The sequence below is a fragment of the Aeromicrobium sp. genome (assembly GCF_025965075.1).
In the GTDB taxonomy this organism is placed as follows: Bacteria; Actinomycetota; Actinomycetes; order Propionibacteriales; family Nocardioidaceae; genus Aeromicrobium.
The window spans coordinates 1-22605 of the sequence record NZ_JAOPXQ010000043.1 but is presented as its reverse complement, the minus strand read 5'-3'; the positions used below and the strand labels follow the sequence as shown (position 1 = coordinate 22605).

24 protein-coding genes and 1 tRNA gene are annotated in these 22605 nt (G+C 71.6%); 16 read left to right on the top strand and 9 right to left on the bottom strand.

The window, feature by feature from the left end; translation table 11 throughout:
• Positions 1–356 (top strand): winged helix-turn-helix domain-containing protein (locus tag JWQ91_RS02835; protein ID WP_297780541.1); only part of this gene is annotated, 356 nt, incomplete at its 5' end.
• Entirely contained in the window at positions 349–1569 is a 1221-nt protein-coding gene (locus JWQ91_RS02830; RefSeq protein WP_297780537.1) for a HAMP domain-containing sensor histidine kinase, read from the top strand. The genes JWQ91_RS02835 and JWQ91_RS02830, both read left to right, overlap by 8 nt.
• A 54-nt stretch (positions 1570–1623) precedes the next feature.
• On the opposite strand, the gene JWQ91_RS02825 is transcribed toward JWQ91_RS02830, so the two are convergent.
• Positions 1624–4044 (bottom strand): hypothetical protein, encoded by a 2421-nt coding sequence (locus JWQ91_RS02825; protein WP_297780534.1) that lies wholly within the window; start codon positions 4042–4044, stop codon positions 1624–1626.
• A gap of 116 nt (positions 4045–4160) precedes the next feature.
• The gene (locus JWQ91_RS02820; protein WP_297780532.1) at positions 4161–4613 is read right to left on the bottom strand and encodes a C40 family peptidase; all 453 of its coding nucleotides are present in this window, start codon (positions 4611–4613) and stop codon (positions 4161–4163) included.
• A 340-nt stretch (positions 4614–4953) separates the two neighbouring features.
• On the opposite strand from JWQ91_RS02820, the gene JWQ91_RS02815 reads away from it, so the two are divergent.
• Positions 4954–5026: transfer RNA gene (locus tag JWQ91_RS02815), tRNA-Lys, on the top strand.
• A gap of 25 nt (positions 5027–5051) precedes the next feature.
• Here the strand turns inward: JWQ91_RS02815 and JWQ91_RS02810 are convergent.
• Positions 5052–5399, bottom strand: a complete 348-nt coding sequence (locus tag JWQ91_RS02810) for a metalloregulator ArsR/SmtB family transcription factor (RefSeq protein WP_297780529.1) — start codon at positions 5397–5399, stop codon at positions 5052–5054.
• Between the two features lie 158 nt (positions 5400–5557).
• On the opposite strand from JWQ91_RS02810, the gene arsB reads away from it, so the two are divergent.
• The 6 genes from arsB (at position 5558) to JWQ91_RS02780 (ending at position 10761) form a co-directional block, all read left to right on the top strand.
• The gene (arsB, locus tag JWQ91_RS02805) at positions 5558–6604 is read left to right on the top strand and encodes an ACR3 family arsenite efflux transporter (protein ID WP_297780544.1); all 1047 of its coding nucleotides are present in this window, start codon (positions 5558–5560) and stop codon (positions 6602–6604) included.
• The gene (locus JWQ91_RS02800) at positions 6601–7014 is read left to right on the top strand and encodes an arsenate reductase ArsC (protein ID WP_297780527.1); all 414 of its coding nucleotides are present in this window, start codon (positions 6601–6603) and stop codon (positions 7012–7014) included. Before arsB ends, JWQ91_RS02800 begins: the two co-directional genes overlap by 4 nt.
• Positions 7015–7022: 8 nt before the next feature.
• Positions 7023–8351: an NAD(P)-binding domain-containing protein gene (locus JWQ91_RS02795; RefSeq protein ID WP_297780525.1), complete on the top strand. Its 1329-nt coding sequence runs from the start codon at positions 7023–7025 to the stop codon at positions 8349–8351.
• A gap of 118 nt (positions 8352–8469) precedes the next feature.
• Positions 8470–9135 carry a GAF and ANTAR domain-containing protein gene (locus JWQ91_RS02790; protein WP_297780522.1) on the top strand — a complete coding sequence of 222 codons (666 nt, stop codon included), beginning with the start codon at positions 8470–8472 and terminating at the stop codon, positions 9133–9135.
• 44 nt (positions 9136–9179) lie between these two features.
• A complete protein-coding gene (locus JWQ91_RS02785; protein WP_297780518.1) occupies positions 9180–9908 on the top strand; it encodes a histidine phosphatase family protein in 729 nt (242 codons plus the stop codon).
• Positions 9892–10761, top strand: coding sequence for an NAD(P)H-hydrate dehydratase (locus tag JWQ91_RS02780; RefSeq protein WP_297780515.1), 870 nt, complete (start codon positions 9892–9894; stop codon positions 10759–10761). The genes JWQ91_RS02785 and JWQ91_RS02780 overlap by 17 nt, the downstream gene beginning before the upstream one ends.
• Before the next feature lie 245 nt (positions 10762–11006).
• On the opposite strand, the gene JWQ91_RS02775 is transcribed toward JWQ91_RS02780, so the two are convergent.
• Positions 11007–11135, bottom strand: coding sequence for a hypothetical protein (locus tag JWQ91_RS02775; RefSeq protein WP_297780512.1), 129 nt, complete (start codon positions 11133–11135; stop codon positions 11007–11009).
• Between the two features lie 89 nt (positions 11136–11224).
• On the opposite strand from JWQ91_RS02775, the gene JWQ91_RS02770 reads away from it, so the two are divergent.
• From JWQ91_RS02770 to JWQ91_RS02760, 3 genes are all read left to right on the top strand, one after another.
• The gene (locus JWQ91_RS02770; RefSeq protein ID WP_297780509.1) at positions 11225–11614 is read left to right on the top strand and encodes a VOC family protein; all 390 of its coding nucleotides are present in this window, start codon (positions 11225–11227) and stop codon (positions 11612–11614) included.
• 108 nt (positions 11615–11722) lie between these two features.
• Positions 11723–13096 (top strand): LCP family protein, encoded by a 1374-nt coding sequence (locus JWQ91_RS02765; RefSeq protein ID WP_297780507.1) that lies wholly within the window; start codon positions 11723–11725, stop codon positions 13094–13096.
• 49 nt (positions 13097–13145) lie between these two features.
• Complete coding sequence (locus JWQ91_RS02760) at positions 13146–14084, top strand: sensor domain-containing diguanylate cyclase (RefSeq protein ID WP_297780504.1); 939 nt, start codon at positions 13146–13148, stop codon at positions 14082–14084.
• 7 nt (positions 14085–14091) lie between these two features.
• Here the strand turns inward: JWQ91_RS02760 and JWQ91_RS02755 are convergent, their stop codons facing one another.
• Genes JWQ91_RS02755 through JWQ91_RS02745 form a run of 3 tightly spaced genes read right to left on the bottom strand, consistent with a single transcriptional unit; the run spans position 14092 to position 16060 of the window.
• Positions 14092–15195 carry an ionic transporter y4hA gene (locus JWQ91_RS02755; protein ID WP_297780502.1) on the bottom strand — a complete coding sequence of 368 codons (1104 nt, stop codon included), beginning with the start codon at positions 15193–15195 and terminating at the stop codon, positions 14092–14094.
• A 42-nt stretch (positions 15196–15237) separates the two neighbouring features.
• Positions 15238–15714: an SRPBCC family protein gene (locus tag JWQ91_RS02750; RefSeq protein WP_297780501.1), complete on the bottom strand. Its 477-nt coding sequence runs from the start codon at positions 15712–15714 to the stop codon at positions 15238–15240.
• A 1-nt stretch (position 15715) separates the two neighbouring features.
• The gene (locus tag JWQ91_RS02745) at positions 15716–16060 is read right to left on the bottom strand and encodes a metalloregulator ArsR/SmtB family transcription factor (RefSeq protein WP_297780499.1); all 345 of its coding nucleotides are present in this window, start codon (positions 16058–16060) and stop codon (positions 15716–15718) included.
• Between the two features lie 61 nt (positions 16061–16121).
• On the opposite strand from JWQ91_RS02745, the gene JWQ91_RS02740 reads away from it, so the two are divergent.
• The 3 genes from JWQ91_RS02740 (at position 16122) to JWQ91_RS02730 (ending at position 18457) form a co-directional block, all read left to right on the top strand.
• Positions 16122–16835: a lysoplasmalogenase gene (locus JWQ91_RS02740; RefSeq protein ID WP_297780496.1), complete on the top strand. Its 714-nt coding sequence runs from the start codon at positions 16122–16124 to the stop codon at positions 16833–16835.
• A 71-nt stretch (positions 16836–16906) separates the two neighbouring features.
• Complete coding sequence (locus tag JWQ91_RS02735; RefSeq protein ID WP_297780494.1) at positions 16907–17605, top strand: lysophospholipid acyltransferase family protein; 699 nt, start codon at positions 16907–16909, stop codon at positions 17603–17605.
• A 15-nt stretch (positions 17606–17620) separates the two neighbouring features.
• Positions 17621–18457: an alpha/beta fold hydrolase gene (locus JWQ91_RS02730; protein WP_297780489.1), complete on the top strand. Its 837-nt coding sequence runs from the start codon at positions 17621–17623 to the stop codon at positions 18455–18457.
• A gap of 4 nt (positions 18458–18461) precedes the next feature.
• Here the strand turns inward: JWQ91_RS02730 and JWQ91_RS02725 are convergent, their stop codons facing one another.
• Entirely contained in the window at positions 18462–20090 is a 1629-nt protein-coding gene (locus JWQ91_RS02725) for an amidohydrolase family protein (protein WP_297780486.1), read from the bottom strand.
• A gap of 112 nt (positions 20091–20202) precedes the next feature.
• On the opposite strand from JWQ91_RS02725, the gene JWQ91_RS02720 reads away from it, so the two are divergent.
• Positions 20203–21627 (top strand): FAD-dependent oxidoreductase, encoded by a 1425-nt coding sequence (locus JWQ91_RS02720; RefSeq protein ID WP_297780484.1) that lies wholly within the window; start codon positions 20203–20205, stop codon positions 21625–21627.
• A gap of 19 nt (positions 21628–21646) precedes the next feature.
• On the opposite strand, the gene JWQ91_RS02715 is transcribed toward JWQ91_RS02720, so the two are convergent.
• Positions 21647–22489 (bottom strand): exonuclease domain-containing protein, encoded by an 843-nt coding sequence (locus tag JWQ91_RS02715; RefSeq protein ID WP_297780482.1) that lies wholly within the window; start codon positions 22487–22489, stop codon positions 21647–21649.
• Positions 22490–22605 lie beyond the last annotated feature (116 nt).

The following is a 22605-nucleotide window of genomic DNA, read 5'->3' as shown; positions in this document are numbered from 1 at the left end:
CGCCTGCCGCCGCCGAGCCGGCCCCGGCCGCACCGGCTCCCGCTCCCGCTCCCGACGCGACCGCCCTGCGCGTCGACGCCGACGCCCGCCGGGTGTGGGTCGCGGCCACCGAGCTCGTCGTGACGGCCAAGGAGTTCGACGTCCTGGCGCTCCTCGACTCCAACCCCGGCGCCGTCTTCACGCGCGAGCGGGTCATGGACGAGGTGTGGGACGAGAACTGGTTCGGCTCGACCAAGACCCTCGACACGACGATCGGCCGGCTGCGGCAGAAGCTCGAGGACAGCGGCACCACGGCGCGCGTCGTGACGGTCCGCGGCGTCGGCTTCCGCCTCGAGCGGAGCCGACGCGATGCGTGAACGGCTCGTCGTCACGCTCGTGACGATGACCGTCGCGATGCTGTTGGTGTTCGGCATCATCCGCGCGTACTCGACCGCCAACCTGGTCGAGGGCCAGCAACGTACGGCAATCGGCCAGTCCGCCGACCTCGCCGCGGTGGCGATCGCCGGCCTCGGCGACCGTCCCGTCACCACGACGTTCCTCGGCGACCTGAAGCACGACGACCAGACCATCACGTACGTCGACCCGGACGGCACGACGCTGCGCACCGGCGCGTCGAGCGACGATGACCTCACGGCGACCCGCGCGATCAAGGGCGGCGGACGGGTCACGCTGTCCCAGGACCCGTCCGTGACGTCGGACCGGGTGTCCGACGCGCTCCTCCCGCTGGTCGTGCTGGGCCTGGGCCTCGCCGCGATCTCGGCCATCATCGGCTCGCTGCTCGCGCGGCGGTTCGCGTACCCGTTCCGCCGGCTCGCGGACGACGCGATCCGCATCGGCGACGGGCACTTCGACGTCGACGTGCACCACTCGTCGATCCGCGAGGCCCAGGTCCTGGGCAACGCCCTGCGCGACGCGGCGGCCCGGCTGGACACGCTCGTCCGGCGCGAGCGCCAGCTGGCGGTCGTCGCATCCCACGAGCTGCGCACCCCGATCACCGCCCTGCGCCTGTCGCTGGAGGACCTGACGCTGTGGCCGCAGACCCCACCGGACGTCGCCGCGGAGCTGCAGCACAGCCTCGCCGAGGTGGACCGGCTCAGCGGTGTCGTCACGACCCTGCTCGACAGCGGCACCGAGCACCTCGGCGCCACGTCCCGGCTCGACCTCGCCGTGCTCGCGGCGGCAGCGGTCGAGCGGTGGGCCGACCGTGCCCGGTCGCAGGGCCGACGTCTGGTGTTCGGGTCCTCCGAGCCCGCCTGGACCACGGTCGTCCGCGCACCGGTCGACCGTGTCCTGGACATCCTGATCGAGAACGCGCTGCAGCACGGGACTGGCATGATCACGGTCGACGTCGTCACGGTCGGCTCCCACCTGGGGCTACGTGTCACCGACGAAGGGTCCCGGGCCTTCGACACAGGGGTCTTCCACGAGTCGCCCGCCGGCGCCGAGGCGGGACTCACCGACGCCGCCACGCACGCCGAGTCGCTCGGCGGATTCGTCGCGGTCGACGACCACCCGAGCACGCGAGTCGTCCTGGCGCTCCCCCGCCGCGCCCGCGCCAGCGATCGCTGAGCCCTCGCTGGGGGCAACGTCGCGTGGCCTGACGTGGCCTGCGCTGACGCCTCGTCACCGCCGGCGCAGGTGGGTCAGCGCGACCCGGTAGGCCGGGTCGAGCCAGTAGTCGCCGTGACCGAAGATCCGGGTCGACGGGCCGTACTGGTCCTCCGCGGTGATGGGGGCCGGGTCCAGCAGGCGCCAGTCGTCGCCGCTGCGCCGCACCCCCGACCCCCGCACGTACGTGTCGGGGGCCTCGACGGCCTCACCGTCGACGAACCGGCACGATGTCGCAAGACCGGAGCCCTCGCCGAGGTGGTTCCATGACAGCACCGGGCCGGCCAACGGGTCGGTCTCCCGGTAGAGGTTGATCCATCCCCCACGCAGCTCGCGGTGCAGCAGCGAGATCGAGCGATGGCTGACGTAGGCCGGGAAGGCGCGCGGGAAGATCTGGCGGAGCTGGGAGCCGTACGTCAGCAGGGCGACGCGGCGACGTTCGTCGTCGTTGAGCAGGTGCAGCGCGGCGAACGCGATCAGGCTGCCTTGGCTGTGGGCGCTGACGACGACGTCCCGGCCCCCCGGCGGACGGGTCGAGAGGTGCTGGACGACCCGCTTCCCCAGGTGCATCACGGTGTGCTGCGAGTAGGGCTTCGGCACGAACGGGTGCACCGCGTGCGGCCAGAACGAGATGACGTCCCAGACCACGTTGACGCCGCGGCGCGACGTGTCCTGGGTGAAGCCTCGCCGGGCGAGCAGCACGAGCGCGGCGGCGAGCCCGAGCAGCAGCCACGCACCGCCGACCATCGTGACGTTGCTGAACGAGCTCTCCGTCGGGGCGAGCGAGACCTTGTCCCGCCCGGCCGAGAGCTCGTCGAACCAGCCCCACGCGTGCCGCGGGCGCCAGTCGCGCGGATCGTCCCAGACGGGGTGGAGCTCGTAGAGGATCGCCAGTGACATCGCGACACCCGCGCCGACGAGGGTCAGGACGATCGGCGCGACGTGGTTCTTGGCCCGGCCGATCCACAGGCCTCGCACGATCGAGCCCGCGTCGGGGCGCCACGGCGGCACCGCGAAGCCGCCGGCATCGACCGGCGCGGCGCCGGTGAACATCGCCCGTGCCCGGGCGGCGAGGCGGGCCCGACGCGCCACGAAGTCGGCGGCCAGCCCGATCGCGACGGCCAGCAGCACGAAGAACGTGAGCCCCCAGGCGTACGACACACGGTCCAGCATCGGCGTGACACCGACCTTGCTGGCCGACAGCCGCAGGGTCGACGAGACGGCGGTCGGCAGCGAGGCGGCCAGGCCCACGCCCACGAACACCGACAGGGCCGCCACCATGCTGCAGGCCCAGCCACGGGCGTACGGACGGAAGTACCACGCCGGGTCGTCCGCGGCCGGCGTCGTCGAGGGGGTCGTCGCGACGATCCGCCAGCTGACCAGCAGGAGCGCCGAGACCGCCAGGATGCCCACCAGCAGCAGCACGATCGAGATCAGCTCGAAGCCCTCGATCGGGACCCGTCGGGCGGCATCGCGGGGCGGGGCGAATCCCGGCATCTGCCACATCGCCAGCCCGACGAGGACGAGGCCGGCACCGCACGCGAGCCAGGAGCCGCGGTCGACGATCGTGTGCCAGCGAACCCGCCACCGCCGGCCCGACTCGTCCAGCGCGGCGACCGCGAGCGACTCGGGATCACCGAGCAGCGTGACGACCAGGGCCACCGCCGCCAGGAGGCCCAGCGCGACCCAGACGATGATCCCGTCGCTGTCAGGCTCGCGGACCCAGCGAGCCATCGCTGCGACCAGCAGCAGGCCCGCCGCCAGGTGGAGCCGACTCAGCGTCGGTGAGTCCGAGGTGCCTTGATAGAAGTACGGGTCGGCGAGCGGCGTGCCCCGCTCCTCGGCCCGGGCCCGCGCCTCCTCGGTCCCCATCCCGCCGGTGATGCGGGGTGCCGCGGTGGCCGTGAGGCGTCCCAGCAGCCACAGGCCACCGACCACGGCGGCGGTCGCGACGGTGGCGAGCATCAGCACCGCGGCCGGGTTCCACGACGCGAGCTGCGCCGCGCCCGGCGCCCACCGCCACGCCACCAGGTCCATCAACGTCAGGCCCACCGAGAAGACCAGCAGCAGCGTCAGCAGCAGGGCCAGGAGGCGCAGCAGGGCACTCGCGGCGGCGTGCGCGTTGACGGAGCGACGCGGTCGGGACGCCGGTGCCGGCAGCATGAACTGCGCGGCGTTGATCATGCCGAACGGCACGAGCAGCAGCCACAGCGCCTGCCACGCCGTTCCCGACGTGTAGCGGCCCCAGTGGTACGCCTCGAGCGCCTGCCCGTCCCTGCCGGGAAGGACCACCCCGTCGGCGTCGACCGCGCTGAAGAACCGGCTGGCCCCGCCGCCGTCGGTCTGCGCGACGTGCGGGTGCGCCAGGAGCGACTCGGGCGGCGTGCCGCTGACCCCGTGCACCCTCAGCTCGACCCACCCCGCGTTCGCAGCCATGGCGGACTCCTCTCTCGCGGTGCTCAACATCATTCATCACCGGCACCACGAGATGCACGCCTTGCGGCAGACGAGTGGGGACGCTCGTGCGTCGAGCGTCCCCACTGAGGGAAGAGTCAGAGCCGGCGGACCCGGTAGGCGCTGGTCCAGATCCTCTCCTTCTTCACCGGCACGCCCGGGCGGCTGGCGTGCCAGATCCTGCCCGCCCCGGCGTAGATGCCGACGTGGTACTTCCGGCCACCACGCACGAAGATGATGAGGTCACCTCGCTTCTTGGACGACCGCTTGACCGCGTGACCCTTCGTCGCCTGTTGGCTGACGACCCGGCCGATGTTGCGATTGAGCACGTGCTTGAAGACGTACCGCGTGTAGCCGGAGCAGTCGAAGCCCCTCCGGGTTGTCCCGCCCCACTTGTAGGGGGTTCCCTTGAGGGACGCGGCCTTCTTGAGGACCTTCGTGGCTTTCGACGCGCTGAGTGCCGAAGCCGGGGTCGCTGTCGAGCCGATGACCAGGGTGGCCATCAGGGCAGCGCTGAGCAGGGCGATGATCGCCCGATTGATGGTGCGCATGATTTCCTCGTTGCGCCTACGAGATGAGAGTCTGTCGGACCGTGAGGAGGCCCCAAGCGCGGTGCATGGGAGTGTGCGCGGGATTGACTGTCCCGTTCCGCCCCTCCGGTTCGATTGACGCGTGTGGGGACGGATTCGGCTCACGACGCGGTGGGCTTCCTTGACATGAAGCCGCAGTTCTCGGCGATGAGTCTACCGATCTGCTGCAAACGCCCCGGATCTTTCTGTGGCAGCCCGTCGCATCACCCCTCGAACGGCGCTCTGCGGAGGCTCCGGATCAGGTGTGGGTCGCACCTCTGCGATACTCGCTCTTGGACGTGGAGGGTTGTCCCCCTGTCCCGGGCCTCTAGCTCAATTGGCAGAGCAGCGGACTTTTAATCCGCGGGTTGTGGGTTCGAGTCCCACGGGGCCCACCCACCGCCGGAGCCGCTGGGCCGGCTACTGCGCGGGAGTGGTGAGCACGGTCGCGAGGCCGTCCAGCGCGCCGGGCACCAGGGCGTAGAACGACCACGTCCCGCGCCTGCTGCGGGTCAGGAGACCTGCGTCGACCAGGACCTTGAGGTGGTGCGAGACCGTCGGCTGGGACAACGCGACCGGCTCGTTCAGGTCGCAGACGCAGGCTTCGCCACCCTCGTGGGCCGCCACCAGCGAGAGCAGCCGCAGACGCGTGGGGTCGCCGATGGCCTTGAACTTCGCCGCCAGGAGGATCGCGTTGTCCTCGCTCATCGCGTCCTTCGTGATGGGCGCGCAGCAGATGTCCTCGAGCACCGGCAGCAAGGTCGTCATGCGTCCAGTATGCCCGCTGCATTGACATCCGTCGATGTCTTGGTACGTTATCTGTATCGACGTTCGTCAATGAAGGCGGACGCGGGGTGGATCAGCCAGGGAGCGACGTGAGCGACACAGTCAGCGAGAAGCCTGCGGGCGGACCCGACGAAGCGGTCATGGGCCGGCTCTCGCGCCTCGACCGGTTCCTCCCCGTGTGGATCGTCATCGCGATGGCGGTCGGCCTGGTGCTGGGACGCACGTGGTCCGACCTGACGGACGCCCTCGACTCGTTCACGGTGGGCTCGGTGTCCGTCCCCATCGCGATCGGACTGCTGGTCATGATGTTCCCGGTCCTGGCGAAGGTCCGCTACAGCGAGACCCGACGCGTCACGGGTGACCGCCGACTGCTCGGCGCCTCGCTGGTCATGAACTGGCTCGTCGGCCCGGCCCTGATGTTCGCGCTCGCCTGGCTGCTCCTCCCCGACCTGCCGGAGTACCGGACCGGGCTGATCATCGTCGGGCTCGCCCGCTGCATCGCGATGGTCCTGATCTGGAACGACCTGGCCTGCGGGGACCGCGAGGCGGCTGCGGTGCTGGTTGCCATCAACTCGGTGTTCCAGGTCGTCGCTTTCGCTGCACTGGGCTGGTTCTACCTGCAGACGCTGCCCGGCTGGCTCGGGCTCTCGACCACGAGCGCCGACTTCTCGGTCCGGGCCATCACGGCGAGCGTCCTGGTGTTCCTCGGGATCCCGCTGGTGGCCGGCTTCGCCACGAGGACCATCGGCGAACGCGCCAAGGGACGCGACTGGTACGAGGGGACGTTCCTGCCGCGGCTCGGCCCGTGGGCGCTCTACGGCCTCCTGTTCACGATCGTCCTGCTGTTCGCGCTCCAGGGCGACGCCGTCACGAGCAACCCGCTGGACGTCGTGCGCATCGCGATCCCGCTGCTGGCCTACTTCGGCATCACGTTCGGGCTCGGCATGCTGATCGGGCGTCGACTCGGGCTCGGCTACGCCAAGACCGCGACGCTGGCGTTCACCGCCGCCGGCAACAACTTCGAGCTCGCGATCGCCGTCGCGATCGGCACCTTCGGCGTCACCTCCGGACAGGCCCTCGCGGGCGTCGTCGGCCCCCTCATCGAGGTGCCCGTCCTGGTCGGCCTCGTGTACGTCTCGCTGTGGGCTCGCCGGTTCTTCCCCCAGACCGAAGGAGTCCGCCCATGACCACCCCCACCGTCCTGTTCGTCTGCGTCCACAACGCGGGCCGTTCCCAGATGGCCGCAGGCTTCCTCAGGGAGCTGTCCAACGGGTCGATCGAGGTCCTGTCCGCAGGTTCGATGCCCGGCGACCGGATCAATCCCGTCGCGGTCGACGCCATGGCCGAGATCGGCATCGACATCGCCGCGCAGCAGCCCAAGAAGCTGTCCACCGATGCCGTCCAGGCCTCCGACGTCGTGATCACGATGGGCTGCGGCGACGAGTGCCCCTACTTCCCGGGCAAGCGCTACGAGGACTGGGAGCTGACCGACCCCGCAGGGCAGGGCATCGAGACCGTCCGCGAGGTCCGGGACGAGATCAGGACCCGCGTCGAAGGACTCATCGCCTCACTTCGCACCACCGCACCGGGGAGCTGAGCGCACTCATGGCCACCCACACCAACCTCCCCGTCGTCGTCATCGGCGCAGGTCCCATCGGACTCGCGGCCGCCGCGAACCTGCTCGACCGGGGCATCGACTACTGCGTCCTCGAGTCGGGATCCGCAGCAGGCGCCGCGGTCCGCGAGTGGGACCACATCCGCCTGTTCTCCCCGTGGTCGCAGCTCATCGACCCGGCGGCCGCGAAGGTGCTGGCCGGGTGGACCGAGCCGGACCCGGACAGATGCCCCACGGGTGGCACGTGGGCCTCCGACTACCTGCAGCCGCTGGCCGACGCCCTCGGGGACAAGGTCCGCTACGGATGGACCGTGACCGGGATCGCCAAGCGCGGCCGTGACCTCGTCGTGGACTCCGGCCGCGACGAGGCAGCCTTCACCGTCCACGCGGACACGCCGACCGGCCCACAGCGGGTCCACGCCCGCGCAGTCATCGATGCCTCGGGCACGTGGGCGGGCCCCAACCCGCTGGGAGGCGACGGGCTGCCGGCGATCGGCGAGCGGGCGGCTGCCGACCGCCTCACCTACCGGGTGCCCGACACGAGGGACGAGCACGTCCGAGCGCGGTACGCCGGCAAGCACGTCGTCGTCGCCGGGACCGGCGTCTCGGCCAAGACCGCGCTCATCAGCCTGGCCGCCCTGGCCGGCACCAGGATCAGCTGGCTCGTCCGCCGCCCGACCACCGGCCATGCCTTCGGCGGTGGTGAGAACGACGAGCTGGTCGCCCGTGGAGCGCTGGGGGCGAACGCCAGGAAGGTCGTGGAGGACGGACGCATCGACACCGTCACCGGCTTCCGCACGGCCGAGGTCACGACCCAGGCCGACGGCCGGCTCACCCTGACGTCGTTCGACGGCCAGACCGTCCCAGCCGTCGACGAGGTCATCGTGCTCACCGGCTTCCGCCCCGACCTGTCCATCCTGAGCGAGGTCCGCCTCGATCTCGACCCCGTCCTCGAAGCACCTCGGGACCTCGCACCACTGATCGACCCCAACGTCCACTCGTGCGGCACCGTCCACCCGCACGGCGCCAAGGAGCTCTCCCAGCCCGATCGCGGCTTCTATCTCGCCGGGATGAAGAGCTACGGACGCGCGACGTCCTTCCTCGCCATGACCGGGTTCGAGCAGGTCCGCTCCGTCGTCGCCGAGATCGCCGGAGACCACGCGTCGGCGGCACGCGTCGAGCTCACGCTCCCCGACTCGGGGGTCTGCGGTGGCTCGGGACTGTTCGACGACGACGCCGCGTCGGGTGACGGCGGGTGCTGCGGCACCCCCCCGGCCCCGGTCGACCTGCTGAGCATCACCCCGTCACCGGCTCGGTAGCGCCGCCCCAGGGTTGTCCTGACCTGCGACGACATTTGGTCGTCACGCACTGGCGTGCCACTGTGAGGAGATGGATGACAGGGACCCATGGGACCGCTTCTCCACCCTGGCTCGCGACATGAGCGAGTCCGCGGGGCTGTCGGCCACGCTCCAGTCGGCCGTCGAGGGGGCCATCTCGCTCATCCCGCACGCCCAGTCGGCCGGGATCTCGATGGTGCACAACGAGCGCCCCATCGAGACGCCCGCGGCGACCGACGACCGGTGCCTCCGGGGTGACGAGCTGCAGTACTCCCTCGGGGAGGGGCCCTGCCTGCAGGCGATCCTGCAGCACGAGACGGTGCGGTGCTCGGACCTGCGTGAGGAGGACCGGTGGCCCGTGTGGTCCCGGCGGGTCTCCGACGAGCTCGGGTTCCGCAGCATGCTGTGCGTCCAGCTGTTCGTCACGGAGGACACGCTGGGGGCCCTCAACCTGTACTCCACCCAGATCGAGGCATTCGACGCCGACGACGAGGCGGCCGCGCTGGCGCTGGGCGCGCACGTCGCGGTCGCCCTCACCGCGGCCAAGGAGCTCGAGTCGCTGGAGAGCGCGATCGCGTCACGCACCGTGATCGGCCAGGCGGAGGGCATGCTGATGCAGCGCTACAACCTCACGCCGCAGCAGGCGTTCGCGGTGCTCGCCCGCGAGTCCCAGGCCAGCAACCGACGGCTGCGCCACATCGCCGAGGACATCGTGCGCAACGGCGTGGAGGCGTCACGGCCCGGGCCGGGTCCTGGCGGGAGCTGACCCACCGACCGTGTGGGCGCGGCCGGCGTGGGTAGTGCAACAGCATGCGCCACGTCAGCTGGATCGGAATCGTCCGCCACGGAGAGAGCACCGGCAACGTGGCTGCCTCCCGCGCCGAGACCGATGGCGCCGAGGTCATCGACATCGCCGAACGCGATGCCGACGTGCCGTTGTCCCACACCGGTGAGCAGCAGGCCGAGGCCGTCGGACGGTGGATGGGCGACACGTCGACCCCGCGCCCCGACCTCGTGTTCGTGTCGCCCTACCTCCGCACCCGGCAGACCGCCGAGATCGCGCTGCAGGGCCTGGACGTGCCGCGGGTGCTCGACGAACGGCTACGGGACCGCGAGCTCGGCATCCTCGACCGGCTCACCACGGCGGGAGTGGCAGCACGTCTGCCCGACGAGTCGCAGCGGCGGTCCCGCCTCGGCAAGTTCTACTACCGTCCGCCGGGAGGCGAGTCGTGGGCAGACGTCCTGCTCCGTCTTCGCGCCCTGTTGCGGGACATCGACCACGACCACCCGGGCGAGCGCGTCCTGCTGGTCGCGCACGACGCCTCGGTCTCGATGCTGCGCTACGTCCTCGAGGACATGGACGAGCCAGCGCTGATGGAGTCCGCCCGGCAGGTCACGATCGCCAACTGCTCGATCAGCAGCTGGTCGCGGGCCGACACCAACTGGAAGCCCGAGCTGTTCAACGACGTGACCCACCTCGAGCAAGCAGCCGACACCCACCCCACGGCCCAGGAGGACATCGATGCCGACCTCGCCTGACACCCGGATCATCACGCCACATCTGCTCGCGGACTGGGCCCTGCCCGAGGTTGCCGAGGGCAAGGAGTCCCGGGGCACGGTCCTGGTCGTGGGCGGGGCGCGCTTCACCCCTGGCGCCGTCCTGCTGTCCGGCGTCGCCGCCCTGCGCGCCGGAGCCGGACGGCTGCAGCTCGCCGCCACCGACAGCACCGCTGCGGCGCTCAGCATCGCCGTGCCGGAGGCCATGGTCGTCGGGCTGCCCGAGACCGATGACGGATCCGTCCGCGGCCGGGTCCCTGACCGGGTCCTGGAGCTCGCGGCCGAGGCTGCGGTCGTGGTCATCGGGCCCGGCCTGGACGATCTCGACGAGACCGCGACGCTCATGGGCCGCGTGCTGGACGCGATCGGGTCCGACACGACGGTGGTCCTCGACGCGTACGCGCTCGGCGCGCTCAGCCACGACCCCGGACTGGTCGCCGGGTCCGCCGACCGGTGCGTCCTGACCCCCAACACGACGGAGGCGGCGCACCTGCTCGGGCGCGATCTCGACGACGACCTGGACGTCGAGTCACGTCGGGTCGCCGAGAAGTACGGCTCCACCGTGAGCCTCTACGGTCACGTCGCGAGCCCGGACGGCCGCGTCTGGCGAGAGGAGAGCGCGGACGTCGGCCTCGGCACCTCCGGCAGCGGGGACGTCAGCGCGGGGATCGTCGCGGGGCTCCTGGCACGCGGCACGGATCCGGCACAGGCCGCGTGCTGGGCCGCCCATGTGCACGCCATGGCCGGTCGGCGCCTCAGCAACAGGTTCGGCCGGGTCGGCTACCTCGCGCGAGAGCTCGTCGACGAGGTGCCGGCCACGATCGCCTCGCTCTGAACGATGGACTCTCCAGATGGGTTCTGGAAGCGCCGGCTCAGGGAGCTCGGCGGGCGTACATCAGGGCCATCAGGCACTGCAGCGCCCAGCCTCGCAGGTGCGGGCGGATCGGCAGCTTGACGGCGCCGCGCGTGTTGATCGTGGGTCCTGCAGGCATGGCGGCGTCCTCTCGACGGTTCGAGCTGACTTACCCCTGCCCCGCCCCCGCATGCGCCCACGCGACGGTGACGCCCATCACGGGGCGGCTACGCCTGCGGGTTCTCGGCGGGGTTGGGGGGTGTGACGGGATTGCCCTCGACGTCGGGGTCGGTGTCCGGCTGGTCCGGGTCTCCCGGGCGTGGGGTGGCAGTGGGCTCGTGCGGCTGCGTCGTCATGCTCCGGTCGTACCCGGATCGCCGGGTCGTACGCATGGTGCCGCGGGGCGAGGGTACGTCCGCGGCTGACAACGAGAGGACACCCGAGCATGAGCATCCCCACCGCCGTCGGCACGATCCGTTCGATCGTCCTGGAGTGCCGCGACCCCGCGCCGCTCGCGAGGTTCTGGTCCGCGGTCCTCGGCCGCGACATCGACCAGCGTGACGACGACTGGTGGTCCCTCGTGCGTACGTCGGACGGTCCGCGTCTCGCGTTCCAGGTGGTCGACGACTTCGCACCGCCGCCGTGGCCCGGCCGCACCGGTGAGCAGCAGGTCCACCTGGACATCGAGGTCGACGACCTGGCCTCCTCGGCGGAGTCCGTGGTCGGGCTCGGCGCCCGGACGCTCTCGGGCGTCGTCGACTCCGGGACCGAGGCTCCGTGGCAGGTCTTCGCCGACCCCGCGGGGCACCCGTTCTGCCTCGTCAGCTTCCTGTAGCCGCGGGGCTGCGGCACAGGTCACGACCCTGCTCCTATCCTCTTCTCAGGTGGGCCTCGTATTCTGGGAGTTCTGCCCTTCGCGCCGACCCACCCAGGAGCCCTCTTCGTGACGAGCCACGCCGCACCGCCGACGCGCGCCCGACTCATCTGGCGACGGGTCGTCATCGGCTTGGCCGTGTTCACCCTGGTCCTCGGTGGCGCGGCCGCGGCGGCCTACATGAAGCTCAACGGCAACATCGAGTCGACCACGCTGCCCGACTCCACGATCGTCAAGGACGACACCTCCAAGGGCGCGCTCAACATCTTGTTCATCGGCTCGGACTCCCGTGACCTGAAGACCAAGAAGTACGGCAAGGGCACCGGCTCGCAGCGCAGCGACGCGCTGATGCTGGTGCACTTCTCGAAGGGCAACACCCGGATCGACGCGGTGCAGATCCCCCGCGACACCCTGACCGAGCTCCCCGCGTGCTCCGACACCGGCAGCGGCTCGTTCGCCGGTGGCGCCAACCTGATGATCAACTCGGCACTGGAGGGCGGCCCGGCCTGCTCGGTCAAGGCGGTCGAGAAGCTCAGCAACGTCCACATCGACCACTTCGTGCAGCTCGACTTCGACGGCTTCGCCTCGATGGTCAACGCGCTCGGCGGCGTCAACGTCTGCCTCACCGAGCCGATGGTCGACGTCGACGCCAAGCTCGACCTGCCCGCCGGCAAGCAGAAGCTCGACGGGACCGACGCGCTGGCCCTCGCGCGTACCCGGCACGCCGTCGGCGACGGCAGCGACATCGGCCGCCTGGGCCACCAGCAGGTCGTGATGTCCTCGATCATCAGCCGGGCCCGCAGTGCGGGCGTCCTGACCCGACCCGATCGGCTGTTCAAGTTCCTCAACGCGCTGACGTCGTCCATCACGGTCGACGAGGGGATCTCGTCGATCTCGAAGCTGACGGGCCTGGCCAAGCGGGCCAAGGCGGTCAAGGACTCGGGCATCACCTTCATCACGATGCCCAGCGCAGCAGCGCCGACCGATCCCAACCGCGTCGTCAAGACCGCGGACGCCGACACGATCTTCACGTCGATCGCCAAGGACGACGAGGTCCCGGTCGAGGGCAACGACACCGACAAGAAGGGCACCAATCGCGCCACGCCGGTGCGGATCCTCAACGCCGCGGCGACCGAGGGCCTCGCGACGAGCGCGCAGGCGTCCATGACCGAGCTCGGCTACACCGTCTCGGGCCTCGCGAACGCCGAGGAGCCCGCGGACACGACCCGCATCTTCGTCGACAGCACCCCGGAGGCGATGGCCACGGCCAGGGCCATCAACAAGGACTTCGGGTTCAAGGCCAAGATCGTCCAGCAGCCCGACGGCATGACGGGCGTGTGGCTGATCCTCGGCTCGGACCGCATCGAGGCCGGCACCGACCCGGTCAAGCCCAAGCCGGTCAAGGCCACGACCCGCAAGGCCAACGACTCGCTGTGCGTCTGAACCGACCGATCGCCTGCGCGGGTCGCCCCGGGGACGGCACACTTGCTCCGTGGATACGCACGAGACCGTGATCGGGTCTGATCTGTTCAGCACCTCGGCGCAACGGATCGTCGACTACCTCAACGCGCACACCCCGCTGACCGACTGGTCGGTGTCCCGCGTGTCGGGGGGCGAGCAGGTGCACGTGCACGTCCACCCCGAGTCGTTCCTGACGATCGGCCAGCGCGTCGACTGGGACCAGACCTTCTGCTTCCGGATGTACCACGGCGCCTCCCGGATCGTCCCCGACTCCCACCTGGACCCCGCCTACGCCGACCACCCCGACGCGCAGGTGGTCCGCGCCTACGCCGGCTTCCCCATCACCGACGCCGACGGTGAGCTCTTCGGCACGCTGTGCGGTGTCGCCAGCCAGCCGCTCGTCGACGAGTCCGCGGTCGACGCCGATCTCGTCGCCCTGATGGGCGAGCTGCTGTCGTCGCACCTGGCGATGTCCCGGATCGCGGACCGCGAGCGCCGGTCGGTCGAGATCGCCGACGCCCTCGCCAACGAGGACGGGCTCACGGGGCTGGTCAACCGGCGCGGCTGGGACCTGCTCGTGACGGAAGCCCAGCAGCGGGTCGACGCCTACGGCGACCTCGTCGCGGTCGCGGTGCTGGACCTCGACGGGCTCAAGCAGATCAACGACACCGAGGGGCACCAGGCCGGTGACGAGCTGATCCGTCGGGCCGCCAGCGCCCTGCGCGCGGCGGCCCGCCCCGCCGACCGGGTGGCGCGCTACGGCGGCGACGAGTTCGCGATCCTGTCCAACAACGTCCCCGTGCCCGACCTGCCGGGGCACTTCGCCCGCTTCACCGACGCGCTCGCCGAGCACGGGGTCAGCGCCTCGGTCGGCTTCGCGCAGACCAATCCCGGGCTCGTCACGATGCAGGAGGCGTTCTCCCGCGCCGACAAGGCGATGTACGACCAGAAGCAGTCCCGACGCAGCTGACCTCCGTCTACGGGCTCGCGGCGAGGAACAGGAACGCGCCGAGGATCGCGATGTGGATCCCGCCCTGGAGCAGGGTCGCGCGGCCCGGCACGACCGTCAGCACGCTCGTGATCATCGTCAGCACCAGCAGGACCAGCTCGGTCTCGCCCAGGCCCAGGACCAGCGGCCCGTCGAGCCACACCTGGGCGATCGCGATGACCGGGACCGTCAGCCCGATGCTGGCCATCGCCGAGCCGTACGCCAGGTTGAGGCTGATCTGGACGCGCTTGCGCCGGGCCGCCCGCACCGCGGCGATCGACTCCGGAGCCAGGATCATGAGGGCGATGAGGACGCCGACGACGGCCTGCGGCAGGCCGGCCGAGCGGACACCCGACTCGATCGAGGGCGAGACGTTCTTGGCGTTGCCGACCACCGCGACGAGCGCGACGAGCAGGAAGCCCGCGCTGACCAGGGCGGCGCGCGCCGTCGGCGGGTCCGCGTGGTCCTCGTCGGGCTTGATCGCGCCGGTGCTGGTCGTCGGCAGGAAGTAGTCGCGGTGCCGGACGGTCTGCATCGCGACGAACAACGCGTAGAGACCGAGCGCGGCGACCGCCGCGAAGGTCAGCTGTCCGGGCGTGAACTCGGGCCCGGACCGCCCCTCGGTGAACGTGGGGAGGACCAGGCAGAGCGTCGCGATCGTGCCGACCGCGGCCAGCGCGCTGCCGGTGCCCTCGGCGTTGAAGTGCGCGACCTGGCGGTTGAGCGTCGCGGCCAGCAGCGAGATCCCCACGATGCCGTTGGTCGTGATCATGATCGCGGCGAACACGGTGTCCCGGGCGAGGGTCTCGCTGCCCTCGGCGCCCGTCGTCACCAGCGTCACGATCAGGGCCACCTCGATCACGGTGACCGCGACGGCCAGCACGAGGGAGCCGTAGGGCTCACCGACCCGGTGGGCGATGACCTCGGCATGGTGGACCGCGGCGAGGATCGCCCCGGCCAGGAAGAGCGACACGAGGACCACGCCCAGGAGGGGCAGGTCCCGGTGCCAGGCGAGCCCGAAGACCCCCAACGCCGCGAGGGGCACCACGGCCGTCCATCGTGTTGCGAGGGCGGCGGCCGCAGTGGTCGTCATTCGTCCATTCTCCCAGACGGGTGTCTGCGAACCCGCCACCCGTCAGGCGAGGACCGCTGCGATCCCCTCGAGCAGCTCGCGGGTGCCGTGCTCACGACCGGCGGCCGCGTCGGGGCCGGGACCGTGCACGCCGTCGAGGTGCACGCCCTGCTCGGTGAGGGTCAGCCGGGTCCCGGTGTCGGACGGCTCGAGCACGACCGTCGTGATCGAGGTGGAGGCGTGCACGCCGTCGAGCCACATGTCGTACGTGTAGACGATCCGCTCCTCCGGGACGATGTCGGTGTAGGTCGCCCGGAACTCGCTGCGCGTGCCGTCGGCGAACGTGCCGTGGTTGATCGCGGTGCCGCCGACCCGGAAGTCCTCGGCGATCTCGGGGTCGGTCGCCTCGTCGGCGCCGAACCACTGCCGCTTGACCTCGGCATCGGCGAATGCCGCCCAGACCCGGTCGACGGGTGCGGCGTAGTCGCGCTCGATCACGAAGGTCGCGTGGGTCTGGGTGCGTCGGGTGGTGGTGCTCATGTCAATGCTCCTTGTCGGTGGGTGTGGACGTGGCGAGGTGGTCCCCCAGGCGGTCGAGCTGCTTCTCCTGCGGCAGGCGCTGCTGCACGATCCAGTGGTTCGCCGGGACGAGCCCGTCCGGCACCAGCTGGTACGTCCGGACGCGGCCGACCTTGTGCGACGCCACGACCCCGGCCCGTTCGAGCACCGCAAGGTGCTGGACGACAGCGGGCAGGGACATCGCGAAGGGCCGGGCCAGCTCGCTGACCGAGGCCGGCCCCCGGCGCAGGCGCTCGACCATCCCGCGCCGGCTGGCGTCACCCAGGGCGTGGAACATCCGGTCGAGCCGATCCGCATGGTTAAGCATATGCTTAAGTATGCTCGGAAGTCCGGCGGTGTCAACCCTTCCGGGCGGTACGGTGACTCCCATGTCCGCCGTCAAGAGCCCGTGGCTCATCGCCTTCGGGATCGCCTCCGTCGTCCACCTGGTGCTCAACGGGGCGGGCGCCGACCCGTGGGACAGCATCACGAAGTGCCTCGTCGCGCCCCTCCTGGCGGCCTGGGTCGTCGAGCAGAAGGGTCCCCGCCTGCTCGTCGTCGCGCTGGTCTTCTGCTTCCTCGGCGACCTGTTCCTCGAGATCGAGAACCTCTTCATCGTCGGCATGGCCGCGTTCGCGGTCGCCCACATCACGTTCATCACATTCTTCGTCCAGCGCGGAGGCCTCGACCAGCTGCGCCGCCGGCCGTGGATCCCGATCGCGTACGTCATCGCGGCGATCGGCCTGGTGGCGTGGTGCTGGGGCGGGCTCGAGACCGACCTCAAGGCGCCCATCCCGGTGTACGCCGCACTGCTCGTGGGCACCGCCGCCATCTCGCTGGCCACCGACCTGCGGGCCGGCATCGGTGGGGCGCTGTTCCTGGTCTCGGACGGCATCATCGCCCTCGGCGAGGCCGACCGGATCGACCAGGACGCCACCGCCACGGGCCTGGCGATCATGGCGCTCTACATCCTGGCGATCTTCTTCCTCGCCACCGCGATCCTGCAGCGCGAGAAGCGCACCGTGGCGGCCGGCTCGGGCTTCGACCCCACGATCCGCACGGACTGCTGGCCACGGCTCCCGGCCGGGAAGGTCACGACCTGACCGCGGCCGCTCCGGGACGCGACCTGACGTACCGGGTCGTCAACCGCATCATCGGGACGGGCTTCCGGCTGATGGGCTACCGGTTCGACGTGCGGGGCGCCGAGCACCTGCCTGCTCACGGACCCGGGGTCGTCGCCGGCAACCACATCGGCTTCCTGGACTTCACCTTCATCGAGTACGCCGCCCGGTCCCGCGGCCGGCACATCCGCTTCATGGCGAAGCAGTCGGTCTTCGACCTGCCCGTGGTGGGACGGCTGATGCGGGCGATGCACCACATCCCGGTCGACCGGAAGTCGGGCTGGCGGGCGGCCCGCCGCGCCCTCGACCTGGTCGCCGCCGGCGAGCTGATCGGCGTCTTCCCCGAGGCCACGATCAGCCGGTCGTGGCTGCTCAAGCCGTTCCGCCGGGGCGCGGCCGGCATCGCCCGTCACCACGGCGTCCCGCTCGTCCCGGTCGTCGTGTGGGGTGGGCACCGCATCCTGACGGTCGACGGGCACCGCACGCTGCGGCGCCGGCTGCCCATCACGATCATGGTCGGCGAGCCGCTGCTGCCGACCCCTGCCGAGAGCGTCGACGAGCTGTCGGCCCGGCTGCGCGTCAGGATGGCGGAGCTGCTCGCGGAGGCCATCGACGACTACCCCGAGTCGCCGCGGGACGAGGCCGACCGGTGGTGGCTGCCCTACGATCGCGGTGGGGCCGCACCCGACCCCGAGACCGCCGCCGTGCTCGACCGCGAGGCCGTCGCCCGCATCGGCGACATCTTCGAATGACCGCAGGAGGACCCCATGCCCTACGACTCCAGCCCCGTCACGGTCGGTGACCTGACCTTCGACGTCCGGTCGTCCGGGCCCGAGGACGGCGACCCGATCATCCTGCTCCACGGCTTCCCGGAGACGTCGATGTCCTGGCTCGAGGTCGCGCCGCGGCTGGCTGACGCCGGGTTCCGGGTCCACGCGCCGGACCAGCGCGGCTACTCCCCCGGCGCGCGACCGACGGGCGTCCAGGCGTACGACACGGGACTCCTCGCCGCCGACGTCATCGGGCTGGCGGACGCCCTCGGGCTGACGACGTTCCACCTCGTCGGGCATGACTGGGGCAGCGCCGTCGCGTGGGTCGTGGCCGCCGAGCACCCCGACCGTGTCCGCACCCTGACGGCGGTGTCGCTGCCGCACCTCGCGGCGTACAACCGGGCGCTCTCCGCCGACCCGGACCAGCAGGCCAAGGCCGCCTACATCGGCCTGTTCCGCCAGGCCGGCAAGGCCGAGGAGCTCCTGCTGGCCGACGGGGCGCGGCGGCTGACCGCGATGTTCGGCGACGCCGTGCCGGTCGGCCTGGTCGTCCGCTACGTCGCGCACCTGGCCGAGCCGGGAGCGCTGACCGCGGCGCTCAACTGGTACCGCGCGATGACCCCCGCGCTCGCCGACACCCCGCACGTGCGGGTGCCGACGACCTTCGTCTGGGGCACCGACGACATGGCGATCGGCCGGGCCGGTGCCGAGGCGTGCGGCGACTTCGTCGACGCGGACTACCGGTTCATCGAGCTCGCCGGCGTCGGGCACTGGGTCCCCGAGCAGGCCCCCGACACCCTGGCCGAGGCGATCATCGTCCGCGCCCGCACCTGAGCCCTCACCGCTGGAAGACTTGCTCGCCGTCGACCCAGGTCTGCAGCACCCGGACATCGGCGAGCTCGGTGGGATCGATCGCCAGGACGTCCCGGTCGATCACCGCGAGGTCCGCGGCGTACCCCGGCCGGATCGCGCCGGTCGATGCCTCGCTGCCGTTGAGCCAGGAGCTGCCGGCCGTGTAGGCGTGGATCGCCTCCGGCGCCGTCATCGCCTGCTCCGCCAGGAGCGGGGCCCGCTCCTCGCCGGGGGCGGTGCGGTTGACCGCCACGTGCATCCCGGCGAACGGGTCCGGGGAGGACACCGGCCAGTCGCTGCCGAACGCGAGGCGGGCACCCGCGTCGACCAGCGACCGGAAGACGTACTGCCGGCTCCGCGCCGACGGGCTGAGGAACGGCAGGGTCAGGTCGTCCATCTGATCGTCACGACAGGCCCACAGGGGCTGAGCGTTGGCGGTCACGTCGAGGGCGGCGAAGCGCGCGACGTCGTCGGGGGCGACGACCTGGACGTGGGCCAGGTGGTGCCGGTTGCCGCGTCGCCCGTTGCCGGCGATGGCGTGCTCGACCGCGTCCAGGCTGTCCCGGACGGCCCGGTCCCCGAGCGCGTGGACGTGCACCTGGAAGTCGTGGGCGTCAAGCTCGGTGACGTAGGCGGCCAGGTCCGGCGCTGCGATGAAGGACAGGCCGTGGTTGTCGGTGGGGTGCCCCCGTCGGTCGAGGTAGGGATCGAGCATCGCCGCGGTGTAGGTCTCGCAGACCCCGTCCTGCATGATCTTGACGCTGGTCGCCCGGAACCTGCCCTCCCGGGCCGCGGCGCGCCGGGCCAGCAGCTCGGGGACCTGCTCCAACCCGCGCTCGCGGTCCCACCACAGGGCGCCGACGACCTTGGCGGTGAGTCGACCGTCGGCGGCGGCCGCGAGATAGGTCTCCAGCGTGTCCGCCATGCCGAGCCCGGCCCCGACCAGCGCGTCCTGCCAGCCCGTGATGCCGAGCGAGTGCAGGTGCTGCTGCGCCGTGAGGAGGCCGCGCGTGAGCTGCTCGACCGTCGGCGCGGGCACGAGCCGCCCGACCAGCTCCATCGCGCCCTCGTGCAGGGCGCCGGTCGGCTGCCCGGACGCATCGCGCTCGATCCGTCCGTCGCCGGGATCGGGCGTGGCCGCCGAGATGCCGGCCAGGCCCAGTGCGACGGAGTTGACCCATGCGCTGTGGTGGTCGCGGTTGGGCAGGTAGACGGGCCGGTCGGCGACGACGGCGTCGAGCCGGTCCGCCGTGGGCGTCCCGCCGGGGAACGCCTCCATCGACCAGCCGCCGCCGACGATCCAGGGCGCGTCGGGGTGCGCGGAGGCGTAGCGCGCGACCAGCCCGACGTACGACTCGGCGTCCTCCCCCGACGACAGGTCGCACGAGTTCATCTCGGTGCCGGCCTGGACGGGGTGGACGTGCGCGTCCTGGAACCCGGGGAGGACCCAGGCCCCGCCGAGGTCCCGCACCTCGGTGGACGGTCCGACGTAGGCCCGGTGGTCACCCTCGCCCACGACGCCGATCCGGCCGTCGGTCACGGTGAGGAAGGTGCCCGTCCAGGTGCCGGCCGCCCAGATGCGGGCGCCGTGCAGCACGACGTCGGGATGGTCCACACCCGTGAGACTAGCCACTGCACGTGGTGGACGGCGCCGATGACGACTAGATTCGTCGCCAACCCGGTTGCTGACACTGGAATCCGTGCCATCCCCTGGAGATCCCGAGCCCATGACTGCCCACGACACCGCGTACGAGCGGAACGCTCCGGACGCACGTGTCGTCGAGGCTGCGCTCGCGGGGTCGCACCAGGGCGTCTTCTGGCTCGAGGACGTCCGTGACCGGGTCGTGTCGCACCCGCCGCTGGCCGGGAGGCGGGATGCGGACCTGACCGTCGTCGGCGGTGGCTACACCGGCCTGTGGACCGCGGTGCTCGCGAAGCGCCGCGACCCCGGGGCGCGGGTCGTGCTCCTGGAGGCCGAGACGATCGGCTGGGCGGCGTCGGGGCGCAACGGCGGGTTCTGCGAGGCGAGCCTGACCCACGGCGAGGCCAACGGACGAACCCGATGGCCCGACGAGTACGACACCCTCGCCCGCCTCGGCGAGGACAATCTCGCGGCGATCGTCCGCGACATCGCCGAGCTCGGCCTGGACTGCCAGCTCGAGCACACCGGCGTCATGACGGTCGCCGTCGAGCCGCACCAGGTGGCCTGGCTCGCGGAGGAGGCCGGCGGCGAGCGCCTCGACGCGGCCGCCGCGCGGGCCTCGATCGACAGCCCGCTGTTCCTCGCCGCGCACTGGGAGCGCGAGGGCACCGCGCTGGTGCATCCCGCCCGCCTCGCGACGGAGCTCGCCCGGGCGGCCGTGGGGCTCGGCGTCGAGATCCACGAGCACTCGGCGGTGGTCGGGCTCGACTCCGACCGGGCCGGTGGGCCCGTCACGGTCCGGACCGCCGGCGGTGCCGTCCGCACCGACCGGGTCGCGCTGGGCACCAACGTGTTTCCGTCCCTGGTCCGCCGGACCCGGCTGCACACCGTGCCGGTCTACGACTACGTCATCGTCACCGAGCCGCTGTCGACCGAGCAGCTCGCGTCGATCGGCTGGGCCTCCCGGCAGGGGCTGGCGGACCTGGCCAACCAGTTCCACTACTCGCGCCTGACCGCCGACAACCGGATCATGCTCGGCGGCTACGACGCGATCTACCGCTTCGGCCGCAAGGTCAGGCCGGAGTACGAGGACCGGCCCGCGAGCCACCGGACGCTGACGGCGCACCTGTTCGCGCTGTTCCCGCAGCTCGAGGGGCTGGGCATCACGCACCGCTGGGCCGGCGCGATCGACACCTCGACCAGGTTCTGCGCGTTCCACGGCACGGCGCGGGGCGGCCGGGTCGCCTACGCCGCGGGGTTCACGGGCCTGGGGGTCGGCGCGACCCGCTTCGCGGCCGAGGTCATGCTCGACCGCCTGTCAGGGCTGACCACCGAGCGGACCGAGCTTGAGATGGTGCGGACGATGCCGCTGCCGTTCCCGCCCGAGCCGATCGCGAGCGCGGGCATCAACCTGACCCGGTGGTCGCTCGACCGGGCCGATCACCGCGAGGGACGGCGCAACCTGCTGCTGCGGACGCTGGACTCGCTGGGTCTCGGCTTCGACTCCTGAGCCGTGTCCCGGGACGAGATCAGGCCGACAGGATGATCGAGGCGTCCCGCCGGGCGAGGGGCCAGCCCGCGGGATCATCGAGCGAGCGGCCGACCTTGCGGGCGTAGTGGTTCCAGTCCTCGGCCCGGCCGGCGAACCACACGACCTGGCGCAGCATCAGGCTCTCGAGGCTGCCGGCCGCGACAGTCGGGTGGCGCAGCCCGATCTCGTAGGCGATGTCGCGTGCCGCGCGGGCGTCCGCGACGGCGTCGTGGGCGTTGTCGAGCAGGACGCCGTAGTAGGCCGCGACATCGCTGAGCCGGCGCGGGCCGAGGCCGCCGCGCTCGATGCCCCAGTCGATGACGAAGGGGTCGACGACGAACAGCCGATCCCAGTCGGGCTGGGTCAGCCCCCACCGGTCCGCCTCGGCGCGCAGCATCGTGAGGTCGTAGGCGGCGTTGAAGACCACCAGGCCCACGCCGCGCTCGATCAGGTCCTGGATCCAGGAGACGATCTCGGCGATCGCGTCGACCGGTGCCGGAGCGCCGGCCAGGGCCTCGGCGGTCAGGCCGTGGACCGCGGCCGAGGCCTCGGGGATCGGGACGCCGGGATCGATCAGTCCGGCGAAGTCGTGGCCGCGGTCGTCGAGCAGGGCATAGCTCAGGACACGGTCGGACTGCGGGTCGATGCCCGTCGTCTCGAAGTCCAGCGAGGCCAGCGGCACCCGGTGCCAGCCGTCGTGATCCCGACGGGGCGGCGGGGTCGGGGAGCAGCCCAGGCAGATCGTGCGCCAGCTGCCGGGCAGGCCGATGAGCTGACCTGCGGTGGCGGCGACGGCGGAGCCGCACTCGGCGCACGGGCCGGCGTACTTGTTGGACCTCACAGGTGTTCCACCCTTGCTCGAACGTCGTGGTGCTCACGCTAGTGTCCGGCTCGGACAACCCGGGGCCACGACACGGAAGTGGTACGGTCGTCCGACTTCTCGCATCCGGAGCCGCC